19 protein-coding genes are annotated in these 19,262 nt (G+C 72.9%); 10 read left to right on the forward strand and 9 right to left on the reverse strand.

The window, feature by feature from the left end; genetic code table 11:
- Window positions 1-22: 22 nt before the first annotated feature.
- From AB0D01_RS13610 to AB0D01_RS13625, 4 genes are all read right to left on the reverse strand, one after another.
- Window positions 23-436 carry a hypothetical protein gene (locus AB0D01_RS13610; RefSeq protein ID WP_363055308.1) on the reverse strand — a complete coding sequence of 138 codons (414 nt, stop codon included), beginning with the start codon at window positions 434-436 and terminating at the stop codon, window positions 23-25.
- Window positions 437-494: 58 nt separating this feature from the next.
- The gene (locus AB0D01_RS13615; RefSeq protein WP_363055309.1) at window positions 495-1,433 is read right to left on the reverse strand and encodes a DUF4436 domain-containing protein; all 939 of its coding nucleotides are present in this window, start codon (window positions 1,431-1,433) and stop codon (window positions 495-497) included.
- 38 nt (window positions 1,434-1,471) lie between these two features.
- On the reverse strand, window positions 1,472-2,635 hold the full coding sequence (locus tag AB0D01_RS13620; RefSeq protein WP_363055310.1) for an agmatine deiminase family protein: 1,164 nt from the start codon (window positions 2,633-2,635) through the stop codon (window positions 1,472-1,474).
- A gap of 178 nt (window positions 2,636-2,813) precedes the next feature.
- The gene (locus AB0D01_RS13625) at window positions 2,814-3,431 is read right to left on the reverse strand and encodes a helix-turn-helix domain-containing protein (RefSeq protein WP_363055311.1); all 618 of its coding nucleotides are present in this window, start codon (window positions 3,429-3,431) and stop codon (window positions 2,814-2,816) included.
- A gap of 134 nt (window positions 3,432-3,565) precedes the next feature.
- Between AB0D01_RS13625 and AB0D01_RS13630 the strand changes: the two genes are divergently transcribed.
- The 9 genes from AB0D01_RS13630 (at window position 3,566) to AB0D01_RS13670 (ending at window position 14,227) form a co-directional block, all read left to right on the forward strand.
- Window positions 3,566-5,392: a serine/threonine-protein kinase gene (locus tag AB0D01_RS13630; RefSeq protein WP_363055312.1), complete on the forward strand. Its 1,827-nt coding sequence runs from the start codon at window positions 3,566-3,568 to the stop codon at window positions 5,390-5,392.
- Window positions 5,393-5,508: 116 nt separating this feature from the next.
- A complete protein-coding gene (locus AB0D01_RS13635) occupies window positions 5,509-6,678 on the forward strand; it encodes an agmatine deiminase family protein (RefSeq protein WP_363055313.1) in 1,170 nt (389 codons plus the stop codon).
- Between the two features lie 182 nt (window positions 6,679-6,860).
- The gene (locus tag AB0D01_RS13640; RefSeq protein WP_363055314.1) at window positions 6,861-7,442 is read left to right on the forward strand and encodes a TetR/AcrR family transcriptional regulator; all 582 of its coding nucleotides are present in this window, start codon (window positions 6,861-6,863) and stop codon (window positions 7,440-7,442) included.
- 297 nt (window positions 7,443-7,739) lie between these two features.
- Complete coding sequence (locus tag AB0D01_RS13645) at window positions 7,740-8,771, forward strand: agmatine deiminase family protein (RefSeq protein WP_363055315.1); 1,032 nt, start codon at window positions 7,740-7,742, stop codon at window positions 8,769-8,771.
- Between the two features lie 208 nt (window positions 8,772-8,979).
- Window positions 8,980-10,653 (forward strand): ABC transporter substrate-binding protein, encoded by a 1,674-nt coding sequence (locus AB0D01_RS13650; protein WP_363055316.1) that lies wholly within the window; start codon window positions 8,980-8,982, stop codon window positions 10,651-10,653.
- Entirely contained in the window at window positions 10,650-11,612 is a 963-nt protein-coding gene (locus AB0D01_RS13655) for an ABC transporter permease (protein WP_363055317.1), read from the forward strand. Before AB0D01_RS13650 ends, AB0D01_RS13655 begins: the two co-directional genes overlap by 4 nt.
- On the forward strand, window positions 11,609-12,463 hold the full coding sequence (locus AB0D01_RS13660) for an ABC transporter permease (RefSeq protein ID WP_363055318.1): 855 nt from the start codon (window positions 11,609-11,611) through the stop codon (window positions 12,461-12,463). The genes AB0D01_RS13655 and AB0D01_RS13660 overlap by 4 nt, the downstream gene beginning before the upstream one ends.
- A complete protein-coding gene (locus tag AB0D01_RS13665) occupies window positions 12,460-13,440 on the forward strand; it encodes an ABC transporter ATP-binding protein (RefSeq protein ID WP_363055319.1) in 981 nt (326 codons plus the stop codon). The genes AB0D01_RS13660 and AB0D01_RS13665 overlap by 4 nt, the downstream gene beginning before the upstream one ends.
- A complete protein-coding gene (locus tag AB0D01_RS13670) occupies window positions 13,430-14,227 on the forward strand; it encodes an ABC transporter ATP-binding protein (RefSeq protein WP_363055320.1) in 798 nt (265 codons plus the stop codon). The genes AB0D01_RS13665 and AB0D01_RS13670 overlap by 11 nt, the downstream gene beginning before the upstream one ends.
- 17 nt (window positions 14,228-14,244) lie before the next feature.
- On the opposite strand, the gene AB0D01_RS13675 is transcribed toward AB0D01_RS13670, so the two are convergent.
- Complete coding sequence (locus AB0D01_RS13675) at window positions 14,245-14,820, reverse strand: TetR/AcrR family transcriptional regulator (RefSeq protein WP_363055321.1); 576 nt, start codon at window positions 14,818-14,820, stop codon at window positions 14,245-14,247.
- Window positions 14,821-14,976: 156 nt separating this feature from the next.
- Here AB0D01_RS13675 and AB0D01_RS13680 point away from each other — a divergent pair, with 156 nt between their 5' ends.
- A complete protein-coding gene (locus AB0D01_RS13680) occupies window positions 14,977-16,146 on the forward strand; it encodes an agmatine deiminase family protein (RefSeq protein WP_363055322.1) in 1,170 nt (389 codons plus the stop codon).
- A gap of 118 nt (window positions 16,147-16,264) precedes the next feature.
- Here the strand turns inward: AB0D01_RS13680 and AB0D01_RS13685 are convergent, their stop codons facing one another.
- Genes AB0D01_RS13685 through AB0D01_RS13700 form a run of 4 tightly spaced genes read right to left on the reverse strand, consistent with a single transcriptional unit; the run spans window position 16,265 to window position 19,106 of the window.
- Window positions 16,265-16,810 (reverse strand): carboxymuconolactone decarboxylase family protein, encoded by a 546-nt coding sequence (locus AB0D01_RS13685; RefSeq protein WP_363055323.1) that lies wholly within the window; start codon window positions 16,808-16,810, stop codon window positions 16,265-16,267.
- Window positions 16,811-16,817: 7 nt separating this feature from the next.
- Window positions 16,818-17,291, reverse strand: coding sequence for a DUF6187 family protein (locus AB0D01_RS13690; RefSeq protein ID WP_363055324.1), 474 nt, complete (start codon window positions 17,289-17,291; stop codon window positions 16,818-16,820).
- On the reverse strand, window positions 17,284-18,624 hold the full coding sequence (locus tag AB0D01_RS13695) for an FAD-dependent oxidoreductase (RefSeq protein ID WP_363055325.1): 1,341 nt from the start codon (window positions 18,622-18,624) through the stop codon (window positions 17,284-17,286). Before AB0D01_RS13695 ends, AB0D01_RS13690 begins: the two co-directional genes overlap by 8 nt.
- Window positions 18,621-19,106 carry a DUF6423 family protein gene (locus AB0D01_RS13700; RefSeq protein WP_363055326.1) on the reverse strand — a complete coding sequence of 162 codons (486 nt, stop codon included), beginning with the start codon at window positions 19,104-19,106 and terminating at the stop codon, window positions 18,621-18,623. The genes AB0D01_RS13695 and AB0D01_RS13700 overlap by 4 nt, the downstream gene beginning before the upstream one ends.
- Window positions 19,107-19,262 lie beyond the last annotated feature (156 nt).

Raw genomic sequence — 19,262 nt, forward strand, 5'->3', positions numbered from 1 at the left:
CCGTATCCGTGGCCGGAGCCGGTCAGGCGGGGACGAAGAGGTCCTCGCGGGCCTCGTCGAGGACGAAGCCGTTGTCGAGGCGGACGCGGAGGGTCACGCGGGCCCCCCGCTCCCGGTGGGCGATCCACTCCGGCTCCAGGGCCCCGACCCGCTCCTCCAGTTGCCCCCTGCTGACCGGGGGCATCTGGTGGCCGAAGTCGTCCAGGAGCGACTTGAGCCGCTCGTACTCCAGGACCTCCGCGCTCGGCGGCCGGTGGTGCGTGCGCACCCGCTCGACGGTGCCCCCGGTGCCGGCCGCCAGGGACAGGATCCCGACGACGGGCGGCTCCTCGCCGCTCGGGACCTCCTCGGCCGGGACCTCCTCGGCCGAGGTCACCGTGCCCGTCAGTCTCAGTTCCGTCGCGAGCTTGACCCGCCGGCCCTCGTTCAGTGTCATCGGTCCTTCGTCTCTCCGGTCGTGATCGCCGCGACCATTGTCCGCCGCCGGTCGGCCGTCACCGCCCGGCCGACCCGGCCGACCCGGTGGGCTCGGCCGATCCGGTGGGCTCGGTGGGCTCGGCCGGTTCGGTGGGCTCCTCGGCCGGCGGCTCGGCGCGGATGCCGCAGATGACCACCGTGATCAGGCAGAACGCGATGACGGTCTCCGCCCAGAGGAAGGCGATGTAGTCGAGCAGGCATCCGATGGGCGGGGCGCCGGGGGCGGTGTTGCGGAAGGCCGCCAGGGCGAACAGGGTCGCCGCCATCCAGCCGAGGGCGGGCCAGGTCAGCCCCTTGCGGCGGGTGACCAGGTACCAACCGCCGATCAGCACGGAGACGGCCAGCGCCCACATGGCGAGCATCATGAACACCGCGAAGACGAGCACGCTGTTGGAGCGGGCCAGCCCGATGTCCACGACGGCGACGCCCTGCGCCGTCGAGGGCTCCACGGTGGCGGCGAAGAGCACGTCGTTGTTGGAGAGGGCGACCCGGACCGGGACCTTCTCGCCGCCGAGGACCGCGCCGAACTCGACGGCCGCCTCGTAGGCGTCGAAGGGGTAGTCCGTGATCGAGCCGCCCGTCAGCGCGACCGGGACGTCCATGGTCGCGATGCGCTGGTGCGCCTTGAAGGTCAGGTCGCCCCGGGTGGCCGTCGAGGTCTGGAGGACGAGGTCCTCCACGGGGGAGATCCCGCCCGCCTCGGCCAGGGCCCCCCGGGGCGTGACCAGGACCCGCAGCACCATTTCCCGGCCGGCGGCGTCGACCCGCTGGATCGTCGCGTCGACGTCCACGCGGTCGGGCTCGGAGCGACCCGCCGTGTACACGGTGTCGAGGGCCTGACGCTCGCCGAACTGGAGCCACGCCCCCACGGTGACCGCCGCCACGATGGCGATCGCGACCAACCCGGGCAACAGGGGGATGCGACGGGTGGGGGAGAGGCGCCTGGACGATGACACGGGTGACTCCGGTGGTGGTGTGCGTGCGCGCGGGGTCGTCAGGCGGCGGGCTTGCCGGGCTGGTCGTGCGTCGAGCAGTGGATGCCGCCGCCGCCCGAGGCGATCGTGTCGATCGATACCGGTACGACGTCCCGCTTGGGGAAGTGCTCCCGCAGGATGCCGCGGGCGCGGTCGTCGGCCTGCCGGTCACCGAACTTGGGCATGAACACCGCGTCGTTGGCGACGTAGAAATTGGCGTACGTCGACACGAAGTCGTCGCCGCGCCCCGTGATCCTGTCCAGGTCGGGCTGCGGGAGGTCGATGACCTCGAAGCGGCGGCCGCGGGCGTCCGTCGTCTTCGACAGGACGGACTTCGCCTGGTCGGCGGAGCGCGACCAGGAGTCCGCCGGGGTGGTGGGGTGCGCCCGGTCCAGGAGCACGACTCCGGGCGCGGTGAAGCGTACGAGGCTGTCCACGTGGGCGTCGGTGATGTCCTCGCCGCGCACGCCGGCCAGCCACACGACCTTCGCCACGCCCAGCGTCCGCTTGAGCTCGGCCTCGATGGTGTCCCGGGACTTCCCGCGGTTGCGGTTGTCGTTGACGATCGAGCTCTCGGTGATCAGCAGGGTGCCCTCGCCGTCGGTCTCGAAGGAACCGCCCTCGGCGACCAGCGGGGCCTGGATCCGCGGGATCCCGTACTTCTGGAGCACGGCCCGGCCGACCTTGCCGTCGTTGCCGTGCTCCTGCTTGTTGCCCCAACCGTTGAAGTTGAAGTCGACACCGAGGACCTTGCCGCCCTCCTCGACGAAGACGGGGACGGTGTCGCGGGCCCAGAGGTCGTCGACGGCGAGCGGGATGACCTCGACCTGCTTGCCGCAGGCCCGCTGGGCGGCGGCCACCTGCTCGGGCCGCGCCATCATGATCACTTCTTCGTAGTCGCCGACGGCCCGCGCGATCCGCGCGATGTCCTCACGCACGTAGGGCAGGTCCTGCTCCCATACGGAGGCCAGGGCCGGCCAGGACATGAAGGTGCGGGTGTGGCTCTCCCACTCGGCTCCGAGCCGGCGCCGCTCTCCGGGGGTCGCGGTCTGCGGGGAACCGGTGGCGCCGGGCTGCCGCGCCCCGGCCTCGGAGGGGCCGCAGGCCGAGGCGCCGAAGACGACGGCTCCGAGGCCGGCGAGGGTGCGCAGGACGGTCCGGCGGGTGGGGGGAGTGAACGACACGGGAGACTCCGATCGTGTGCTGGCGGAGGGGGAGTCCGGCCAGGTCGGGCACGGGAGGCGTGGCACGGTCGGCAGGCCGGTCCCTATGAACCAGGGTGCGCGCTTCATGCCGATATGGGTCGGTACGCACGGGAAAGTGGTACGGCCACGTGTCGCCACTGTCGCACTGACTGGAAATTCAGTCAATTTGCGATTCGCGGGAACCAAGTCGGCCGATCTCCACTCCGATCGCCCCGCGCATGAGCTCGCGGGCGTGCCCGAGCGGGACCAGGCCGCTCAGCCAACGGGCGCTGAGCCCCTCCAACAGCGCGGTGAGGCGCTCCGCGGCGGCGGTGACGGCGTCGGCCGGGGCCGTCGGGCACAGGGCGCCGAGCAGGCCCGCCACCTCCTCCACCCAGGCGGCGCCGGCCGCGGCGAGTTCGCCGCGCAGTTCCGGATCGAAAATCGTGTGGGCCCGCAGCTCTCCCCAGGCCGTGCTGTTCTCGCGGACCTCGGGCAGGTCCTGGAATTCGAGCAGCAGGGTGCGCTCCAGGACCCGGCGGGGGTCCGCGGGCCCGGAATCAGGCTCGGAGTCGGAGTCGGAGTCCGGGTCGGGGCCGGTGTAGCGGTCGGCCCGGTCGGTGATGAACGCGAGGGCGTGGCGCAGGATGCCCGTACGGTCCTTGAAGTGGTAGTAGACCAGGGCGGTGGACACGCCGGCCTCGGCCGCGAGTTCCCCGACCCTCAGCCCCCGGACCCCGCGGCGGGCGATGACCCGGGCCGCGCCTTCCAGGATTGCCGTTCTCCGGTCCGTCACTGTGTGATCCCTCCTGGCGGTGTGCGTCTCGCATTGTCACACATTGACTGAAACTTTAGTTAGCGGCACGATGCGGGCCAGGTCGTCGGTCCCTTCCGCACCGATTCCCGTCGCATCGTCGAAAGAGCCACCGCATGTCCGCTCAGCTTCCCGGCGCACCGTCCGCCCGTACGGCCCTGTGCGCCGACGACCCCCACGAGATCGGTGGCTACCGCCTCCACGCCCGGCTCGGCGCCGGCGGAATGGGGGTGGTCTACCTGGCCTACACGCCCGGGGGCCGCCCCATCGCGCTGAAGGCCGTCCGCAGGGAACTGGCGGCGGACCCCGAGTTCCGCGAGCGCTTCGCCCAGGAGGTGGCCAGCGCGCGCCGCATCCACGGCCTGTTCACGGCGCAGGTGGTCGACTCCGGGGAGGACGACCACACGCCGTGGCTGGCCACGGCCTACGTGCCCGGCCCCTCGTTGCAGCAGGTCGTCCAGCGGCACGGCCCGCTGCCGGTGCGCTCGGTGCTGCTGCTCGTCGCGGGCATCGCCGAGGCGCTCCAGGCGATCCACGCGGCGGGCGTCGTCCACAGGGACCTCAAGCCGGCCAACGTGCTGATCGCCGGGGACGGGCCCCGGGTGATCGACTTCGGCATCGCGCGGGCGGCCGACGCCGCCGCCCTCACCGGCACCGGCCTGCGGATCGGCACCGCCGCGTTCATGGCCCCGGAGCAGGCGCTGGGCCACCGCGTGACCCCCGCGACCGACGTCTTCGCGCTCGGGGCGCTCGCCGCCTTCGTGGCGAGCGGGGCGCCGCCCTTCGGGAACGGGCCCGAGTCGGGCGCCCTGTACCGGGTGGTGCACGAGAACCCGGACCTCGGGCCGGTCCCGGTCGAGCTGCACGACCTGCTGTCGTGGTGCCTGGCCAAGAGCCCGCAGGGCCGCCCGACCACCACCGAGCTGATCGCCGCCGTCCGGGCGCACCCGGGGGTGGGCCCGCGTCCGGAGTTCACGGACGGCTGGCTGCCGCGGCCGGTCCTGGAGGAGGTCGGGGCGCCGGTCGAGGGCGGTCGGTCGGAGGGCGGCTGGTCGGAGGAGGGTCGGTCGGAGGGGGACCGGTCGGGGGGCTCGGCCCTGCCCGGGCACCTGCGGCCGACGGCGCTCGCCACGGCCGCGGCGGCTCCCGCCGGTGCGGCGCCGCACGCGTACGTCGGCCCCGGCCCCGGCTCCGGCCCCGGCTCCGGTGCCGGTCCGGTGGTCCCCGGCCCGGTGCCGCCCGCCGGGTACGCGGGTCACCCGGGGCTCGTGGCGCAGGGGGGACACGCCGCGGCCGACCGGGGCGCGCACTCCGCCCCGCCGACCCCGTACGCCTCCTCCGCCCCGTACGGAACGTCCGCCCCGGAGCCGGGGCGTCGGGATCGGCGTCGCGGTGGGCGCCGGCCGGTGGCGACGGCCCTCGCCGCCGGCGCCGTCCTGCTGGTCTGCGCCGCCGGGGCCTGGTACTTCGGCATCCCGGAGGAGGAGGGCGAGGAGCCGGGCGCACGGGTTCCCGCCGCGCCGGCCCCGTCCGCGTCGGAGTCCGCCCGCCCGCCGAAGCCCAGCGGGGCCTCCTACCTGCCCGGCTATGCGGGGCGCGAGCTCACCGCTCCGGACTCCGGTTACGAGTTCGACCTGCGGGCCGGGAAGGTGGTGCCGACCGACACCGGCGCCTGGTACCTCGCACGGGGTGCGGACGCCTTCCTGCTGTCCGAGGAGTCCGACGCCTTCGTGATCGACGGAAGCGGAGAGCCGACCCCGGAGGAGTGCGCGCGGGGCTTCGAGACCCGGCCCGTGACCACCCTGCCCTTCAAGGCGCTCGCCAAGGAGCGTCCGTTCTGCGTACGGAGCCCTGACCAGCGGGAAATCGTGATCGTGCGGTTGGTCGAGGCGGCGCCCGGAGGGTCCGTGACGATCTCCGTCGACCAGTTCCGGCGGAGCTGAGGCCGGCAAGCGGAACGGGCGCGGATCGAGGGGTCCGGCAGCGGGAGAGGGTTGACTGAATTTTCAGTTAACGCAAGGATGCCGTTCATCCCGCCTCCTTCCCTCAGGGAGTCCCCATGGACACGACCCCCCGCATGTCACGTCGCGGAGTGCTCCGGTTCGGCGCGGCGGCCGTGCCGCTCGCGGCCCTCGGCACCGCCCTCCCCTCCCTCGCGTCGACCGCGTCGGCCGCCGAGGGCGCCGCCGGCGGCCTGCGGATGCCGGCCGAGACCGACCGGCACGTCCGTACGTACATGGCCTGGCCCGCCCTCGCCTCGGTGTGGGAGAACAACCTCGCCGCGGTCCGCCGGGACATCGCCGAGGTCGCGCACACGATCTCGCGCTTCGAGCCGGTCGTGATGCTGGCCCGCCCCGGCCAGGTCGCCGAGGCCCGCTACGAGTGCGGCCCGGGCGCCTACCACGGCATCGAGGTCGTCGACATCCCCAACGACGACCTCTGGATCCGCGACTTCGGCCCGACCTTCGTGGTCGGCCCCGGCGCCGTCGCCGGCGTCGACACCAACTTCAACGGCTGGGGCAAGACCGGCACCCCGTACGCCCAACCCTTCGCCAACGACGCCGCCGCGGCCCGCACGCTGCTCGCCGAGTACGGGGTGGACCGGATCCGGGCCGGCTTCGTCGGCGAGGGCGGTTCCCTGGAGACCGACGGCGAGGGAACCCTGCTGGCCACGGTCAGCTCGATGGTGAACGCCAACCGCAATCCGGGCATGAGCCAGGGCCAGGTCGAACAGGCCATGAAGACGGCGCTCGGCATCGACAAGCTCATCTGGGTGCCGGGCCTCGCCGGACAGGACATCACCGACTGTCACATCGACTGCCTGGCACGTTTCATCGCCCCCGGCAAGGTCATGCTGGACAAGCCCGGCCCCGGCGCCGACCCGAAGTGGGTGGCGGTCTACGAGGAGACCAGGCGGGCGCTGCTCAGCGCCACGGACGCCCGCGGCCGGAGCCTGGTCATCACCGAACTGCCCGGCCCCGACCGCCGCGAGATCGTGGGCGGGGGCAAGGAGTTCCTGTCCAGTTACACGAATTACTACACGGCGAACGGCGCCGTCCTCGTCCCCCGCTTCGGCGACGGCTACGCGGACGGCGTGGCCTACGCGATCCTCCAGGGCGCCTACCCCGGCCACCAGGTCGTGCAGGTGACGATCAACGGCATCGCCTCCGGCGGTGGCGGGATCCACTGCGCCACCCAGTCGCACCCCGCCGTCCCGCCCGCCCTCTGATGGCCGCGTCACCCCGGCGGGCGCGCGCGGGCCCCTCCCGCGGGGCGGCGAACGCGTCCGGCGCGGCCGGCGCCCCCCGGTCGGCGCGCGCCTCCGGGGTGACCGACCGCTCCTCCGCCCCGGTCCGCCCTGGTGACGGGCCGTGTACACGTGCGCCGGAACACCCCGGTAGGGTGCGGACCATGGCGTCTCGTAGTACTCAGATCCTCGAAGCGGCCGCCCGGGTGATCGCCCGGCGCGGGGTCCGCGGGCTGCGCGTGGAGGAACTCGCGGCCGAGGCCGGCGTGTCCACCGCCCTGATCTACTACCACTTCAAGGACCGCACCGGGGTCCTGCGCCACACCCTGGAGTTCATCAACGACCGCGCCGAGCGCTACACCACCGAGCGCGACCCGGACGAAGCGCCGCTCACGCCCCGCGAGGAGCTGGAGGAGACCCTCCTGCTCGAACTCCAGGACACCGTCGAGGTGCGGGAGAACAGCTCCGCCTGGGGCGAGCTGCGGGCGAGCGCCGTCTTCGACGAGGTGCTGCGCGAGGACCTCGCCCGGGCCACGCTGGTGTGGGTCCAGGAGGTCGCCGCGCTGCTCGGGCAGGTCCAGCCGATGGCGCCGGCCTCCTCGCTCGCCGGTGCGGCCGAGCGGCTCACCGCCCTGCTGGAGGGGCTGAGCATGCGCTGGCTCAGCGGCGGCATCCGCATCGAGCACGCGCGCGGGCTGATGCGCGGCGCCATCGACGCCGAGCTGGCGGGACTCCGGCAGAACTGACCCCGTCGTACGGGCGCGGGCGCCCGTACGACGGGTCCCTCCCCGTACGACGGGCCCCTCCCCGGAAACGGGGTCTTTCCACACCCCATCTCTTGACTGAATTTTCAGTCAATGCCAGAGTCGCTCGTAGGGTTCCTCGCCCATCCCCCCGAACCACCCCTCCCCGCGATCCGGTGGGCGGCGCGTACGGGGCGTCGCCCACCCCCGGAGAGAGCGTCCGGCGCATCCGACCCTCCACCCTCTTGACCGAATTTTCAGTCGAGTGGAAGACTTCACCAACGCAAGAAATGAGACACCATGACTGAATTCCGTATGCCCGCCGAGTGGTCCGAGCACGAGGGTTGCCTGATGGCCTGGCCCACCCGCGAGGACCTGTGGGGCAGCGTGCTGGCCGAGGTCAAGGAGGAGTACGCCAACGTCGCCCGGGCCATCGCCGCCTTCGAGCCCGTGACCATGGTCGCCCCGCCCGGCGCCGGCGAGGACGCCCGTACGCAGTGCGGCGAGGGCGTCACTGTGATCGAGCTGCCGCTCGACGACTCCTGGTTCCGCGACTCCGCCCCGCTCTTCGTGCTCGACGGGGACGGCAACCGCGCCGGCGTGGACTTCCGCTTCAACGCCTGGGGCGGCAAGCACCACCCGTTCGACGCCGACGACCGGATCAGCGGTCTGCTGCTGGACCACCTCGGCGTCGATCGCGTCGCCTCCGACATGATCCTCGAAGGCGGGGCGATCACCGTCGACGGCGAGGGCACCCTGATCACCACCGAGCAGTGCCTCCTGCACCCCAACCGCAACCCCGGCATGACGCGCGAGGGGATCGAGGCGGAACTGAAGTCCCGGCTCGGGGTCACCAAGGTGGTCTGGCTGCCCTACGGCGGCCTCCTCGACACCGAGACCGACGGTCACGTCGACGGTGTCTGCGCCTTCGCCGCCCCCGGTACCGTCGTCGTCTCCCTGCCCGACGACCCCGCGCACCCCGACTACGCCCGGATGCGCGCCAACCGGGCCGTGCTGGAGGCCACCACCGACGCGCGCGGGCGACGCCTGGAGATCATCGACGTGCCGCAGACGGCGTTCGCGGACATCGCCGACGGCCGGATCGAGGTGTCGTACCTGAACTACTACGTCGCCAACGGCGGCGTCGTCGTCCCCGTGGCCGGCGTGCCGCAGGACGAGGCGGCCCTCGCCGTGATCGCCACCGCCTACCCGGGCCGCAAGGTCGTCGGCGTACGGGCGCTCGCCGTCGCCTTCGGTGGGGGCGGCGTCCACTGCATCACCCAGCAGGTCCCGGCGGCACGGGCCGGGGCCGGCGCCGCGCCCGCCGCCTGACCCGGAAACCGGCCGCTCCCGCGAACCGCTGAGCCGGGAAACCGGCCGCCCCCAGCGGACCGCCCCCGCGGACCACTTCCAGCGGACCGCCCCCGCAGACCGCCCCCGCGGATCGTCCGCGGACCGACCGGGCCTCCACCCCGGCGGTCCGCCGCGGCGCTCCGCCCGCTCCTCCCCCCGCATCCCTCACGGAACAGAGAGCGCGACGATGACCACTTCCCCGCCCCGCACCAGCAGACGCCCCCGCGGCCGGCGCGGCCGGCTCCACCCCCTCGCCCTCGCGGCCGGCGCCGCCCTGACCTCCCTCGCCCTGGTCACGGCCTGCTCCGGCCCGCCGAAGGACAAGGCCGGCGGTCTCGGCGACGTCAAACTGTCCGCCGGCACCCCCGAGGCCCGCGGCGAGATCGACTCCTTCACCTGGGCCGTCTACGCCGAACCGCCCACCCTCGACTACACGATGGCGTTCGACTACCCGCAGAACACCGTCCTGTCCAACGTGTGCGAGAGCCTGATGCGCTGGACGCCGGGCCTCACCACCGAGCCCGGCCTCGCCCGCCAGGCGACCAACCCGGACCCCACCACCTGGGTCTACGACCTGCGGTCCGGCGTGCGCTTCCACGACGGCAACGAGATGACCGCCGACGACGTGGTCTTCAGCCTCCGCCGCCAGATGGACCCGGACAACGCCGCCGCCTGGGCCCAGGTGTTCCAGAACGTCACCTCCATCGAGAAGACCGGCCCGCTCCAGGTCGCCGTGAAGCTCAAGAAGCCCGACTCCCAGTTCCCGCAGTACATGGCCACCGCCGCCGGAGTCGTCGCCTCCAAGGCCGGGATCGAGGCGGCGGGCAAGGACTACGGCACCTCCGGCGGCCTCGCCTGCACCGGACCCTTCGCCCTCGGCACCTGGAACAAGGGCCAGTCGATCGAACTGGACCGCTTCGACGGCTACTGGGGCACCAAGGCCAAGGCGAAGAAGGCCGTCTTCCGCGTCCTGACCGACCCCTCCGCCCGCACCAACGCCCTGCTCAGCGGGGAGGCCGACGGCGGCTACCTGATCCCGACCGAGAGCTACGCCCGCCTGCGCGGCAGCGGGACCGGCACCCTCTTCTTCGGCGAGGGCCTCAGCACCGTCAACGTCAACATCACCAACATGAAGGGCCCCCTCGGTGACGTCCGCGTCCGCCGCGCCCTGTCCCTGGCGCTGGACCGCTCCGGCTTCGTGAAGGCCGGACTCGGCGGCGCCGGCACCGTCACCAACTCCCTCACCACCCGGGCCGCCTGGGCCGCCGCCCCCGAACGCACCCTGAAGACCGCCTTCGACAGCCTGCCGCCCACCGGCCAGGACCTCGAACAGGCCAAGTCCCTGATCAAGGAGGCGGGTGCGAGCGGCAAGACCCTGACCGTGGCCACCAGCTCCATCGGCCAGGACGTGTCCCTCCTCGCCACCGCCGTCCAGGCCGCCGGCACGAGCATCGGCCTCGACATCCAGCTCAAGACCATCGCGCCCAACGCCTTCACGGCCCTGTTCACCGACCCCCAGGCGCGCGAGGGCATCGACATGTTCCCGCTCACCTACTACGACTCCATCACCGACCCGCTCGACCTGCTGCAGAACTTCAAGACCGGCGCCTACATGAACTTCGCCGGCTACAGCGACCCCGAGTACGACCGGCTCTTCGAAGAGGCCGCCGCCGTCTACCCGACCGAACAGCGGATGGACATCGAGGCGAAGCTCCAGCACCACGCCTCGGAACGCCTGCTGTGGATCCCCGTCGCCGAGTGGCCCACCGCCCTGTTCATGAACAAGCGGATCACCGGCGCCCCCACCACGATCTCCTACATGTACCACCCGTGGGCCGCCGCCGTGGGAGCGGCGCAGTGAGCTTCGTCAGGTTCGCCGTACGACGGGTGGCGGAGATGGCCGCCACCCTGCTGATCGCCTCGTTCGTGGTCTTCGGGGCCCTGTACCTGGCGCCGGGCAACCCGGCGAGCTTCCTGCTCGCCGGCCGGTCGGCCTCCCCGGAGGCCCTCGCCGCGATCAACGCCCAGTACCACCTGGACGACCCCTTCCTCGTCCGCTACCTGCGCTGGCTGGGCGACGTGCTCCAGGGCGACTTCGGTCGCTCGATCACCTACCGCACCGACGTCTCGCGCCTGCTCGCGGACCGCCTGCCCACCACCCTGATGCTGATCGCCATGTCGCTCGTCGTGGTCGTCGCGGTCGGCCTGCTCCTCGGCCGGATCGCCGCCGTCCGGGGCGGGGCCACCGACTCCGCCATCCTCGTCACCACCACCTTCGCCGTCGGCACCCCGTCGTTCGTCGCGGCGGTCCTCCTCCAGGGGCTCTTCGCCGTCAACCTCGGCTGGTTCCCCAGCAGCGGCGCGGGTGACGGCGGCCTCGGCGACCTGCTGTGGCACCTGACGCTGCCCTCGATCGCCCTCGCGCTCTACCTGATCGGCATGCTCGCCCGCGTCACCCGCGCCGCCATGCTCGAAGCCCTCGACAGCGAACACGTCACCGTCGCCCGCAGCCGCGGCGTCCCCGAACGCCAGGTCATCCGCCGCCACGTCTTCCGCAACTCGCTCGGCACCGTCCTGACCACCGGCGGACTGATCGTCTCCACCCTGCTGGTGTGCACCATCCTCGTCGAGACCGCCTTCAGCATCGGCGGCATCGGCCAGCTCCTCGAACTGTCCACCACCACCAAGGACTTCCCGACCGTCCAGGCGATCTCCCTGATCATCGTCGCCCTCTTCATGACCGTGAACCTGATCGTGGACCTGCTGCTGCCCCTGGTCGACCCCCGGGTCACCCTCGGATCCAGGAGGACCACCGCATGACCGCCGTCCTGACCCGCCGGCCCGGCCTCTCCCGGATCCGCGCCGCGGGCTCCCCGCTCCACCTGGTCTGCCTCGCGCTCGTCGCGCTGGTCGTCCTCGCCGCGCTCCTCGCGCCCTGGATCGTCCCCCACGACCCGAACGCCGTCGACCTCGGCAACGCCCTCGCCGCCCCCTCCGCCGCACACCCGCTCGGTGTCGACGCCGCCGGCCGCGACACCCTCTCCCGACTGCTGCTCGGCGCGCGGACCTCCCTGCTGGGACCGCTCGGGGTCGTCGTCTTCTCCACCCTCGCCGGCATCGCCATCGGCACCACCGCCGCCTGGCGCGGCGGTTGGCTCGACTCCGTCCTGTCCCGCGGCACCGAGCTGGTCTTCGCCTTCCCCGGCATGCTGCTCGCCATCCTGATCATCTCCATATACGGCGAAGGGCTGATCGCCCCGGTCATCGCCCTCGCCGTGGCCTACACGCCCTACGTCAGCCGCCTCACCCGGTCCCTCGTCCTCGCCGAACGGGAGCGCCCCTACGTCAGCGCCTACCGCGTCCAGGGCCATTCGGCGCTCCAGATCTGCCTGCGCCACATCCTGCCCAACATCGCCCCCGTCGTCCTCGCCCAGTCCACCATCAACTTCGGCTACGCCCTGATGGACCTCGCGGGACTCTCGTTCCTCGGACTCGGCATCCCCGCCCTCACCCCCGACTGGGGCCGCATGGTCTTCGACGGCCAGACCGCCATCCAGCACGGCTACCCGCTGTCCGCGATCCTGCCCTGCGCCTTCATCGTGCTGACCGTCGTCGCCTTCAACGTGGTCGGGGAACGCTGGGCCGACCGCGTCGCCAGGAGAGACAGATGAACACCCTCGACATCCAAGGGCTGCGGATCACCCTCCCCGGCACCGCCCGGCCCGTCCTCGACGGCGTCGACCTCACCGTCGCCCCCGGCGAGACCGTCGCCCTCGTCGGCGAGTCCGGCTCCGGCAAGAGCATCACCTCGCGCAGCGCGCTGCGCCTGCTGCCCCCGAAGGCCGTCGTCGAGGGGAGCGTGCGCGTCGCCGGCGAGGACGTGCTCACCATGAGCGCCGACCGCCTGCGCGCGGTGCGCGCCGGCGCGGTCGCCATGGTCTTCCAGGACCCCCGGGCCGCCGTCAACCCCCTGCGCCGCATCGGGGACTTCCTCACCGAGAGCGTCACGCTCACCGGCGTGATGAACCGTACGGACGCCGCCGCGCGGGCCGTCGAACTCCTCGGCGCGGTCGGCCTGGACGCGTCCGTCGTGGACCGGTACCCCGGCCAGGTCTCCGGCGGCATGCTGCAACGCGTCGTGATCGCCGCCGCCCTCATGGGAGACCCGGCGCTCCTGCTCGCCGACGAACCCACCACGGCCCTCGACGTCACCAGCCAGGCCGAGGTCATCGCCCTGCTGGCCGGACTGCGCGCCCGCTTCGGCACCGGCCTGCTGTTCGTCACCCACGACCTCGACCTCGCCGCCGCCATCAGCGACCGCGTCTACGTCATGTACGCCGGACGGATCGCCGAGAGCGGCCCCGCCGAGCGCCTCTTCGCCCGCCCGAGGCACCCGTACACGGCCGCGCTCCTCGCCTCCACGCCCCGCATGGACGGCCCGCGCGGCCGGCTCACCGCCATCGAGGGACAGCCACCGGACCTGCGCCAGGAGCTGCACGGCTGCGCCTTCGCCGCCCGCTGTCCGCTCGCCACGGAGGTCTGCGACCAGCGCGTGCCGGCCCCGGTGGCCGCCCCCGGCGCGCCCGGACACGTGGCCGCCTGCCACCACGGAGACCGGCTCGAAGGGAGCACCGTCGATGCCCGTTGACGCACTGCAGGTCAAGGGCCTGCACCGGTCCTACGGATCCGTACGCGCCGTGGACGACGTGTCCTTCACGCTTCCCGAGGGGGGATCCCTGGGGATCGTGGGGGAGTCCGGCTCCGGCAAGACCACCACGGCCCGGATCGTCGTCGGTCTCGAACGGGCCGACGAGGGCGAGGTGCTGGTCGGCGGCCTGCCCCGCACCGGCCGCACCCGGGGCCGGGCGGCGCGACTGGCCCGGGCCCGTCAGGTCCAGATGGTCTTCCAGGACCCCTACCTCTCCCTCGACCCGCGCACGGGCGTCGAGGCCGCGCTGCGCGAGACCCTGCGCCTGCACTTCCCGGACCGCGACCACACGAAGCGGGTCCGCGAGCTGCTCGACCAGGTGGGTCTCGGCACCCGGGCCGCCGACGCGCTGCCCCGACAGCTGTCGGGCGGCCAGCGCCAGCGAGTGGCCATCGCCCGGGCCCTCGCCGTCGAACCGGCCGTCCTCGTCCTCGACGAGGCGGTCGCCGCGCTCGACGTGTCCGTCCAGGCGCAGATCCTCAACCTGCTCGCCGACATCCGGGAACAGACCGGGATCGGCTACCTGTTCATCACCCACGACCTCGGGGTCGTCCGGTGCGTGACCGACGAGATCGTCGTGATGCGCCACGGCCGCATCGTCGAGGCGGGGCCCACGGCCGAGGTGCTCGCCGCTCCCCGGCACGCCTACACCCGGCTGCTGCTGGAGTCGGTGCCCCGTCCGGGCTGGGACCCGGAGGCCATCGCGGCGCACCGCAGGGCGCTGTAGCGCGGGCCGGGGCGGGCTCAGGCCCCGGCGGCGAGCGTACGGATCAACGTGCGCAGGACGGGGCCCGGGTCGACCTCGGCGCCCAGGGACTCCACGGCGGCCAGACCGTCCACGGCGGCGGCCACGGCCTCCCCCAACGGGCGGGGGTCGAGGTCCCCGCCCCGCTCCTCGGCCAGGGCCCCGAACAGCGCGACGAAGCAGGCGCGCCAGCGCCGGTACTCGGCCTCCAGGCACTCCCGGACCCGGGGGTCGTTCAGGGCGTGCCAGTGCAACGCGGAATGGAGGTGGGCGAGTTCCGCGCCCTCGGAACGGGACAGCAGTCCGACGACCCGTTCCGCCCGCTCCTCGAACGACCCCGGCCCCGCCACGGCCTCCTCCAGGGGGAGGACCCACTCGGGGCGGATGTCCGCGATGACGGCCAGGACGAGATCGGTCCGGTCCTGGAAGTGGTAGTGGCACATCCCGTGCGAAACGCCGCACAGCGCCGCCACGTTGCGGGTGGTGAAGCGTTCGCTCATCCCGCCCGCGAGGAGGGTCCGCGCGGCGGCGATCAGTCGCGCCCGGGTCTGTTCGCCCTTCGTGGTGGCTGCCATGGCGTCACCCTAACGAGCCCGACCGGCTTCACCTGCGGCTTTCCCCGATCTTCCGGAAAGACCCCGTCCAAACTATTGACCGAGCGCTTGGTCAGTTTTAGCTTTCCGGCCAACCCCGTTGCCAGAGCGGGGAGTTGACCATCGGAGGAACCCCTCATGAACGATCACGTGGTGAACCGGACGCCCGCGGGGCCCGCAGGCGGGGGCATGGGAAGGCGCCGCTTCCTGACGGCCGCGGGACTGACCGCCGCCGCCGCCGCGCTGGCGGCGACCGAAGGACGGGCCCGGGCCGCCTCCGCCCTCCGTCCGACGGCCGCAGGGGCGTTCCGCGTACCGATCGAGGACGTCCGCCACACCCGCACCTGGATGGCCTGGCCGGACAGTTCCTCCATCTGGGGCGGCAAACTGGCCGGTGTCCAGTCGGACATCGCGCTCATCGCCCGCACCATCGCCAAGTACGAGCCGGTCTACCTGTGCGCCAACCCCGCGAGCGCGGCCAAGGCCCGCTCCCAGTGCGGCTCCACCGTCACCGTCCTCACCACCATCCCCGTCGACGACTGCTGGATGCGCGACAGCGGGCCGGTCTTCCGCACCGACGGGACCGGTCGTCTCGACGCCGTCGGCCTGAACTTCAACGGCTGGGGCAACAAGCAGACCCATGCGCGGGACGCCCTGGTCGCCGGCCGGATCGCCTCCCACGTCGGGGTGCCGTTCACCTCGGCCGGTCTCGTCGGGGAGGGCGGGGCCATCGAACAGGACGGCGCCGGCACCCTGATGGCCACCCGCAGCAGCCTGGTGAACCGCAACCGCAACCCCAACCGGTCACAGGCACAGATCGAGGCGGCCATGCTCGCCGCCTACGGCGCCACCAAGGTCATCTGGTTCGACGGCGTGGTCGGCCAGGACATCACCGACGACCACGTCGACGCGACCTCCCGCTTCCTCGCCCCGGGCCGGGCCACCGTCCAGATGCCCCTGGCGAGCGACAACGACGTCTACGCCAAGGACGCCCGACAGCAGTACCAGATCCTGTCCGCGGCCACCTCCGCCGGCGGCGCGCGCATGAGCGTCGATCGGATCCAGGGCCCCGACTACTACAAGATCCGCTCGTCGAACCCCGACTTCCTCGCCTCCTACGCCAACTACTACGTCTGCAACGGGGCCGTCATCAGCGCGCACTTCGGCGACACCCGCGCCGACACGGATGCCAGGGCCACCCTGGCCCGCCTCTACCCCGGCCGCGTCGTCGAGCAGCTGAACATCGACCGGCTCGGCACGGGCGGCGGCGGCATCCACTGCGTCACCCAGCAGCAGCCCGTGCCGTAACGGCCCGTCCCCAGGGCGCGCCCGCTCCCGACGGCGTGCCCGCGAGGGCCCGTCCCGCATCGCGACGGCCGCCCGGCACGATCCCTCCGTGCCGGGCGGCCGTTCCCGCGCCTTCGCGTCAGGTGGTGGGGGTTTTGGTCAGGGCGGCGTAACCGTGCTCGTGGAGACGGGCCGCGGAGATCGGCACGTAGGCCGGGTCCGCCGCGATCCCGAGGCCCTCCACCATCCGGTTCATGAAGTTGAACAGGGCCGCGACCAGCACCGCGTCGTGCAGGGCGCGGTCGTCCCACCCCGCCGCGCGGACGGCCTCGGCGTCCTTCTCCGTCAGCGCGGCCGGGGTGCGGGTCAACACGGCGAGGTAGCGCAGCACCGGCTTGAGCCGCTCCTCGACGGGGGAGCCGTCGAGGTCCTCCAGAGCGGCGGCGAGGAGGCCCTCGGGTACGCCGAAGGCCTCGGCGGTCGCGGTGTGGATGCCGTGGCAGTAGGCGCAGTCGTTCAGCCCCGACACGTAGGCCGCCATGAGCTCGCGCTCGGCGACGGTGAACGGGGACGGGCCGCGCAGCAGGCGCTCGTGGAGTTCGAGCAGCGGGCCCGAGGTCTCCGGGAAGCTCCGGAACACGTCGAGGAGCGTCGCGCCGTCGGGTCGGGAGTTCAGATAGGACATCGCGGTGTCAGATCCCTGAGGTGAGGGGGCTTCGGTCGTACCGGTCGATCTCGTCCTGACGCAGCCGGCAGGCCGCCAGGTGCGCCAGCGTGGCGGGGCCCACGTCGCCGAGGTCGCAGTAGGCCAGCAGGCGCATGGCCTGGTCCCAGGCCCGGCGCAGCGACACCGGGGCAGGCCCCTGCGCTCCCGCGGCCTCGATCGCCCCGCGGGCCGAGCGCCAGCGGTGCAGGCCCGCCTCGACGAGGGCGTCGAAGCCGAGGACGGCCGTCACCCCGTGCCGGACGCGGTCCACGGCCAGGGCCACCTGCGCCGGATCGTCGGCGAGGGCCGCCATGCCGAGCCCGGCCAGCAGACGGTCCGCGTCCAGCCCCATCAGCATCACGCCGATCTCGGTGAACGCGGGCTCGTCGATCGGGGTGAAGGAGAACCGCGGGTCGTACGCGTCGAGTTCGAGGGCGGCCTCGTACAGGGGGTCAGACACGGGCGATCTCCCTGTCCGCGAGGTCCCCGACGGGACGGGCCTCGAAGGTCCCCTCCAGGCGGGCGGCGATCGCGCCGGCCACCCGCGCCGTGGCCACCCGGTGGCCGTCGATGTTGCGCGCGGCGGGGCCCAGCACCATGCAGGCCGCCGCGCCGACGGCGAACACCCGGGGCGAGTTCCGGTAGGCGAGGGTCCGCTCGTCGAGGTCGGGCCAGCCGTCACGGGCCCCGACGACCTCCGCGGGCAGCAACCCCTCGCCGTTGGAGACGGACGTGCCCAGCGCCAGGACCACGTGATCGCCGACGACCCGCTCGCCGTCCTCCAGCACGACGGCGCGGCTGCCGGCCCGCCCGGGGGCCACGGCGGTCACGGCGCGGCCCCGGTGCACGGTCAGCCGTCCCTCCGCCTCGGCGCGCTCCAACAGCGGACGGAACTCGAACATGACCGACGCCCGACGGTGCCCGCCCATCAACGCCAGCCGGTCCTGCCAGTCCGTCCCGTCGAAACGGGCCCTGCCCTCGGCGCGGAAGAAGGAGGCGTTGACGTCCGCGCACTGGTAGCGCTCCTCGGCGGCGCGCACCACCCAGTGCACCTCCTTGCCCTCGCCCAGGGCGTTGGCGACGAGGTGCGCCGCGCTCAGACCGGCGCCGACGACGACCACGCGCCGGGCGTCGGAGGGCACCGGCCGGTCCCAGTGGCTCACCCCGGGGGGCGTGCCCGCGCCGTCCCACCAGTCGGCGGGCGCCTCGCGGCGCTCCTCGCCGAGGCACAGGACGACGTACGGGGCGTGCAGCGCGAACCCGTCGCCGAGGACGGTGACCCCGTCGTCCGCCGGGCGGACCTCGCCGACGTCGGCCTTCCAGGTCCGCTCCTCCACGTGGTGGAGGGTGGCGACGTGCCGGCAGTAGGCCTCGAAGACGTCGACGGGCACGACGGAGCGGTGCCCGGACTGGGCCATGCGTATCTCGCGGCGCTCGACGGGGGTGAGCAGCGACCAGTGCAGGCGCGCGAAGTCGAGCAGCTCGCAGTCGCGGTAGCCCTCGACCCCGGGGTGGTGCTCGTAGGGGGAGCGCAGCACGCGCTGGCGGAGGGTGTCGACGCGGTCGAAGAACCGGCCGCAGGGCCGCCCGTCGCGGTCCAGGAGGGCCACGTCGCGCACGCCGAGGTGCCACAGGGCGGAGGCCACCGCGAGTCCGGCGGGGCCGGCCCCGACGATGGCCACGTCCACCCCGGTGGGCGGCGGGGCGGACGGCGGGCCGGCCGTGGGCGAGGGCGGCCAGTGGCGGCCCCGGGGCGAGTCCAGCAGGTGCGGCGGTGGAACGAAGGTGATCACCCGATGACCGTCACCGGGACGATGACCTCGATGACCGGGCGCTGCGGCAGGCCCTCGGCGACCAACCGCTCGACGGTCTTGGCGGTGACCTCGGGGCTGTCCGTGGCGATCGGACTGTACCGGGAGTAGGCGTAGGTGGGCTTACGGCCGGTGGTCTCCAGCGAGTACATCTTCACCACGGCCTCGCCGGGGCGCACCTCGCCGCCGAAGAAGGTCAGGCGGCGCTGGTCGGGGGTGATGAAGGACTTGGAGAACTGTCGTGACATCACGAGGGTCTCGGCGTCGTTGACGAAGACGGAGTCCTCGTCGGTGGCGGCCTGCATGGCCACCCACGTGCGGTCCGTGAGGTTCGTCTCGGACTTGATGATCTGCCAGCGCCCCGGCTCGGGAAGGTTGACGCAGACCGAGACGTCGTGGTCGACGGTGTCGATGGCGCCGGAGATCATCAGAACCCGGCGGCGAATGTCCGCGACACCCGCCATTTGAATGTCGCGGGCCCGGACCCGCGATGAGACGTCTATTCCGGAAACATCCAGAGGCGGCATCGGAAATCCCCCCGAGTTCATGAAAGAGAAAGCCCAGGTATCACGAGCGCAGCCGACATTTCCACAGGTCATGGACCCTGTCAAGGACACTTG

The sequence above is a fragment of the Streptomyces sp. NPDC048606 genome (assembly GCF_040650855.1).
In the GTDB taxonomy this organism is placed as follows: Bacteria; Actinomycetota; Actinomycetes; order Streptomycetales; family Streptomycetaceae; genus Streptomyces.

Excerpts from the sequence above, each read along its gene's own strand:
- AB0D01_RS13610 (WP_363055308.1), bottom strand. The coding sequence starts at position 436 with ATGACACTGAACGAGGGCCGGCGGGTCAAGCTCGCGACGGAACTGAGA.
- AB0D01_RS13630 (WP_363055312.1), top strand. The coding sequence starts at position 3,566 with ATGTCCGCTCAGCTTCCCGGCGCACCGTCCGCCCGTACGGCCCTGTGC.
- AB0D01_RS13635 (WP_363055313.1), top strand. The coding sequence starts at position 5,509 with ATGGACACGACCCCCCGCATGTCACGTCGCGGAGTGCTCCGGTTCGGC.
- AB0D01_RS13640 (WP_363055314.1), top strand. The coding sequence starts at position 6,861 with ATGGCGTCTCGTAGTACTCAGATCCTCGAAGCGGCCGCCCGGGTGATC.
- AB0D01_RS13645 (WP_363055315.1), top strand. The coding sequence starts at position 7,740 with ATGACTGAATTCCGTATGCCCGCCGAGTGGTCCGAGCACGAGGGTTGC.
- AB0D01_RS13650 (WP_363055316.1), top strand. The coding sequence starts at position 8,980 with ATGACCACTTCCCCGCCCCGCACCAGCAGACGCCCCCGCGGCCGGCGC.
- AB0D01_RS13660 (WP_363055318.1), top strand. The coding sequence starts at position 11,609 with ATGACCGCCGTCCTGACCCGCCGGCCCGGCCTCTCCCGGATCCGCGCC.
- AB0D01_RS13665 (WP_363055319.1), top strand. The coding sequence starts at position 12,460 with ATGAACACCCTCGACATCCAAGGGCTGCGGATCACCCTCCCCGGCACC.
- AB0D01_RS13670 (WP_363055320.1), top strand. The coding sequence starts at position 13,430 with ATGCCCGTTGACGCACTGCAGGTCAAGGGCCTGCACCGGTCCTACGGA.
- AB0D01_RS13675 (WP_363055321.1), bottom strand. The coding sequence starts at position 14,820 with ATGGCAGCCACCACGAAGGGCGAACAGACCCGGGCGCGACTGATCGCC.
- AB0D01_RS13680 (WP_363055322.1), top strand. The coding sequence starts at position 14,977 with ATGAACGATCACGTGGTGAACCGGACGCCCGCGGGGCCCGCAGGCGGG.
- AB0D01_RS13685 (WP_363055323.1), bottom strand. The coding sequence starts at position 16,810 with ATGTCCTATCTGAACTCCCGACCCGACGGCGCGACGCTCCTCGACGTG.
- AB0D01_RS13700 (WP_363055326.1), bottom strand. The coding sequence starts at position 19,106 with ATGGCGGGTGTCGCGGACATTCGCCGCCGGGTTCTGATGATCTCCGGC.